The following is a 5,124-nucleotide window of genomic DNA, read 5'->3' as shown; positions in this document are numbered from 1 at the left end:
CAAAGCGGTCAAGGACTGCATACGCAAATCTTCGTACATACTGCCTTGCACGATACCAAACAGGGCGTTTTTGTTACCCAGTTTGTGATGTTCATCAAGACAGCGTTGCCCCCAGCGGAGCGATAATTCAAGCGATTTTTGGGCCTCTTTGTACGTGGCAGGATAGGGCGTGCATTCGTCAAACTGCATGACGATGTCGGAGTTTAGGGAGTTTTGGATTTGCATGGAAATCTCAGGCGATAAAAACACCTTGGAGCCGTCCACAGGCGAACGAAAATGCACACCTTCTTCGGTGATTTTTCTCATCGCCCCTAGGCTGAACACCTGAAAACCGCCCGAATCGGTCAAAATCGGCTTATCCCAACCGATAAACTCATGCAATCCGCCAAACTCATCAATCACGCTTGTGGTCGGACGTAGCCACAGATGAAAGGTGTTGCCCAAAATAATATCCGCCCCAATGGCGTGAATGTCTCGTGGGAGCATGCCCTTGACCGTGCCATACGTCCCCACAGGCATAAAGGCAGGCGTGGCGACATCGCCATGAGCTAGGTGTACCGTGCCACGGCGAGCTCGGGTTTTTGTGTCGGTTTTATGTAGTGTGAATTTCATGAATATCCGAATAATTAATTTTCAAAACTGGCTATTATAGCATAATTTGACAATGAAATAATGCTAGGGTGTGCTGCTTTCTCGCTGCTTGATGTCATCAGAGCTAAGCTTGACATCATGGCGATTCACTCCGTCAGATTCGATGATAATCTGCGGGATGAAGCGAACTTGTAGGCTGATGGTTTTACCGTCCTTGAATCTATGGTCGGCGATGTCCTGAATTTGTTGTTCAAGCTGTTTGACCTGTGTCTGTGTTGGTGGTGTCGTACCTTCTAGCACCAAACGAACAGTTCGGGTGTCCTTATTCTGAGAGAAGTTTTGGGACATTAGGTAAGTTGGTTGATTTTGAAGGCTTTCTTCGATCAGCGCGACACTTTGGCGTTCAAAGTTTTGCTCATTTAGGGTTTGCTTGAGGTTCATTGACAGATAGCCGCCAATGAGCACAAGCGCAAGAAGGACTGCGCTATTTCGTTTTAGGAATAGACCGATTTGACCAAGTTTGCTGACATCCTTATCGTCAAGGGTGCGGCGGAATCCTGCAAACCACAGAACAAGCGCGTTGGTGAATTGGATGGCGAGCATGTTGGTAATGGCAAGTATCAGCGCGCCCATGGCAAGTCTTGCTTCACCTGCTGATAGAAGGATGCCGCTGGCTGTTAGGGGTGGAACTAGGGCGGTCGCCACTGCCACGCCAACAACCGCCACCGATAGGTTGGGCGATATCATGGCGTACGCACCTGCCGCACCACCCGCTAAGGCCACCATCAGATCCATCGTCGTTGGCGCGGTTCGAGATAGGATCTCAGACGTCATCACGTTATCAGGGTAGAGCAGTCCAAGCACCATGCCAACAGCATAAATGACAAACACGCCACCGAATAACGTCATTAGGGAGGTTTTTAATAATGACAGTTGCGCATCAATCACAGCAAGGGCGGCACTGGTAATGGGTGATAGCATCATGGCGATCAGCATGGCGCCAATCACCACCGCGGGTGAATTGGCAAGAAGCCCATAGCCTGCGATGATGGCGGATAGACCATTCATGATAAAGAACATCTTGGTTGGTAGGGCGCCAGCCTCGATATTAATGCGTACGCTCTTGTGGTCTACGGTTTTTTCGCTGTGTTTTTTGGCAAGCATGGTGCGGACGATGTCAGCTTGTTTTTGCTTGTCATCGTCGCTTTCGTTCTCGCTATCAGATGTTTTGGTAGAGTCGCCTTTGTCTTTGGTGTTGACTGTAGATTCCAAGATTTTGGGTGATTTATTGGCAGCTTCATTCTGTACAGTTGCTGATTCTGTGGACTGCTTCTCGCAAACTGTCGCTGCTTTATCGTCTTTACTGTCTTTATCGTCAGCTTTGCTATTTTTCTTGGGTTTGTGTTTAATTTCAAAGAAATTGATCGCGGCATAAACCGACATCAGCGGCGTGTCATCTGCATGATAAGGGATAAAATCCATCTTATCATAGGCGGTGTGAGTCTCTTTGGCGTTGGCATTATCAGACAGCGCTTCATTGACTGATTTGACAATGTCATCAAGCTCATCGTCATCGATGCCTTGTTTTTTGAGTTCTTCAAGCTCATCTTGGCTAAACTCAATATCATCGTCTTGAGTGTCTTTGTTGTCGCTCATGGTGTGCTATTATTGTTGTTAAATAGGTGGTTATGATTAAAAAGTAGTTATTAAAACTTATCCAAAATCATCGCATCGCCATAACTAAAAAAGCGGTATTTTTTATCAATCGCATGAGCATAGGCGTTTTTGATGTTGTCCGTCCCTGCAAAGGCAGATACGAGCATCAGGAGTGTGGATTTTGGCAAATGAAAATTGGTAATGAGCCTATCCACCACACCAAATTCATAAGGCGGATAAATAAAAATCTGCGTATCGCCAGCGAATTCGGCAAGCTGTCCGTCCACACGGTGCAAATGGGCAGTTTCTAGCGTGCGAGTGACGGTCGTCCCCACGGCGATGACTTGTCCGCCTTGTGTCTTGGTGGTGTTGATTTTGTCGGCAGTGGCTTGTGGCAAGTGGGCGTATTCAGCGTGCATGACGTGGTCGGTCAAATCGTTCGCCTTGACAGGGGCGAACGTACCTGCCCCAACGTGTAAGGTTACAAAGGCAATCTCTACCTCTTTATCGGCAAGACGCTTCAAGGTCTCATCATCAAAATGTAGGCTGGCGGTCGGGGCGGCAACGCTTGCCTGTTTGGCAGGGTCATGAAACACCGTCTGATAACGGGTGTCGTCCCTATCGTCTGCCGTACGCTCAAAATAAGGTGGAATTGGCATTTGCCCATAACGCTCCAAATCTGCCAAAATCGGTGCGTCAAATTGTAAGATAAACAAATTCTCCACCCGTCCGCACATGGTCGCCGTCATGCCCCCGTCTGCCAGACTCACCGTTTGCCCCACCTTTAACGCACGGCTAGAGCGTACATGACAATGGGCGATGTGATTGTCGTGGTCGGTAATGCGTTCTATCAAGACTTCCACCGCTCCGCCTGTGTCCTTGACCCCAAATAGGCGGGCTTTCATGACTTTGGTGTCGTTTAGAACGAGCAAATCGCCTTTGTTTAATAGGTCAGGCAAATCGGTAAAATTAAGGTCAGCGAGTGTGTCGCCTTGCACGTGCAACAGGCGAGAACTTGACCGTACGGCAAGCGGATAACGGGCGATGAGTTCATCGGGCAAATGGTAGTCAAAGTCAGCGGTAAGAAGTGGCATGTCTATTCTTCATGATAAAACTGTGTATTTTATCAAAAAATCAGTGTACCGCCTACCGCTTTTGGATAATTTGAAAATACCATATAAAAGGCGTATCATATAAAAAACTAAAAACATAAGGCGCTCGCCATGCTCATGAATATCCAAAATACCGCCAAACGTCCCACGTCGCCTCACCCGATTTTAAATCTTGGATTTAGGATTTTCTTTGTGGGGTCGGCGCTATTTGCAGTGGTTGCCATGCTGTTATGGCTTGCGATATTACAAGGATTTGCGCCATTTAAAGGTACGATGAATCCTTTTTATTGGCATGGTCATGAGATGGTGTTTGGCTATGCGCTGGCGGTGATCGCAGGATTTCTACTGACGGCTGTCAAGACATGGACGAATCAACCCATGCCCTATGGATGGAAGCTTTTTGCGATATTTTTGCCGTGGGTGCTGGCGCGTATCATATGGATGGGCGCGCACGCTGTGCCAAGTAACGCCATGCTTGTCGTGGCCTTTGTGATGGATATGTTATTTTGGGGATTGACTTCGTTTGCTGTGATTAAAGCAGTGTGGGCAGCACGACAAAAGCGCCAAATTGGCATTATCGCCAAGCTCGTCCTGCTATACATCGCGCAGTTGGCATTTTATGTGGGTGTATTTACCAGTCACTTGAATATGCAGCAAGTATCTTTGTATGCCGCGTTATACTTGGTGATTGGGGTGGTATTTACCATCGGTCGCCGCGTTTTGCCATTTTTTATTGTTAAGGGCATCAGCGTTAATAACGATGGCAAGCCAAACGGCATCAATGTGGAGCAAAAAAATTCTACGCTGCTAGACAGAGCGAATCTTGTGGGACTGTTTGGCTTTATCGTGTTTGATTTATTTATCGTCATGCCGAAGATTGCAGCGATTTTTGCCTTGATTTGCTTTATTGCCAATGCACTTCGCCTCAAAAACTGGTATCATGCAGGCATCTGGCAAAAGCCCTTGTTGTGGTCGCTTGTCATTGCATTTGCAGGCATGACGGCAAGTATGCTGATTTTTGTGGTGTATCCATTCATTGACAGTAGCATGAACCTGCATGAGTTGGGGCTGCATGGGCTGGCACTGTTCGGTGTGGGACTAATGACCGTTGCTATGATGGCGCGCGTGGCGTTGGGGCACACTGGGCGTAAAATTCATCAGCCGCCTAAGACAGTGGGCGCAATCTTTGCATTGATGATCGTGTCAGCGCTGTGCCGAGTACTGCTGCCGATGTTTGGCGGTGATTACATGACTTGGATGCTGGTGTCGCAAGTGGCTTGGGTGTTGTCGTTTATGCTGTTCTGTGTGTCTTATGTGGGTATCTTATCGAAGGCGCGCACTGACGGATTGTTTGGCTAATCATTATCATAAGGCGAATCATGTTTAATATTTTTAAGAAAAATAAGTTCTCTCAGACGGATGTGGATGAGAGCATTGCTGAATTTAACCTATACGGACAGCCGCTCAATCATCATGTGACAAGCAGCGAAATCGTCGGCGATGTGGTAAATTTATCACTAAAAATCCACAAAGATGCAGACCAAAAACAACTCGAAAACGTCTATCATGCGCTGCGCACACGCCTGCACACGATCGGTGTCGAGGAAGTTAATCTAAATGTCGTGCTGTCCGATATTGCGCCAGCATCTGGAGATGGGGCGGCTCAGACCTACATTCCAACCGATCATAAAGAAGCGGAGCCTGCACCCACCAAGCGCGCACCCACCCAAAGTGACATCGCGCCGCATCCGCGCATTCGTCACAT

4 protein-coding genes and 1 pseudogene are annotated in these 5,124 nt (G+C 47.8%); 2 read left to right on the top strand and 3 right to left on the bottom strand.

Annotated features, from left to right (window positions below):
* The 3 genes from GY683_RS04095 to queA all read right to left on the bottom strand — a co-directional run.
* Window positions 1-612, bottom strand: a 612-nt coding sequence (locus tag GY683_RS04095; protein ID WP_297287539.1) for a tRNA guanosine transglycosylase, incomplete at its 3' end; no start/stop codon positions are given.
* A 63-nt stretch (window positions 613-675) separates the two neighbouring features.
* Window positions 676-2,247, bottom strand: coding sequence for a DUF389 domain-containing protein (locus tag GY683_RS04090; RefSeq protein WP_297287538.1), 1,572 nt, complete (start codon window positions 2,245-2,247; stop codon window positions 676-678).
* Window positions 2,248-2,297: 50 nt separating this feature from the next.
* Window positions 2,298-3,341: a tRNA preQ1(34) S-adenosylmethionine ribosyltransferase-isomerase QueA gene (gene queA, locus GY683_RS04085; RefSeq protein WP_297287537.1), complete on the bottom strand. Its 1,044-nt coding sequence runs from the start codon at window positions 3,339-3,341 to the stop codon at window positions 2,298-2,300.
* 129 nt (window positions 3,342-3,470) lie between these two features.
* Between queA and GY683_RS04080 the strand changes: the two genes are divergently transcribed.
* Together GY683_RS04080 and GY683_RS04075 are read left to right on the top strand one after the other, a co-directional pair.
* Window positions 3,471-4,718 carry an NnrS family protein gene (locus GY683_RS04080; protein WP_297287536.1) on the top strand — a complete coding sequence of 416 codons (1,248 nt, stop codon included), beginning with the start codon at window positions 3,471-3,473 and terminating at the stop codon, window positions 4,716-4,718.
* Window positions 4,719-4,738: 20 nt separating this feature from the next.
* Window positions 4,739-5,124: pseudogene (locus GY683_RS04075) on the top strand (hypothetical protein); the annotation flags it as partial.

The organism is Moraxella sp. (assembly GCF_024227015.1).
In the GTDB taxonomy this organism is placed as follows: Bacteria; Pseudomonadota; Gammaproteobacteria; order Pseudomonadales; family Moraxellaceae; genus Moraxella.
The sequence above is the reverse complement of the archived record's forward strand: the minus strand, read 5'-3'. Positions and strand labels throughout refer to the sequence as shown.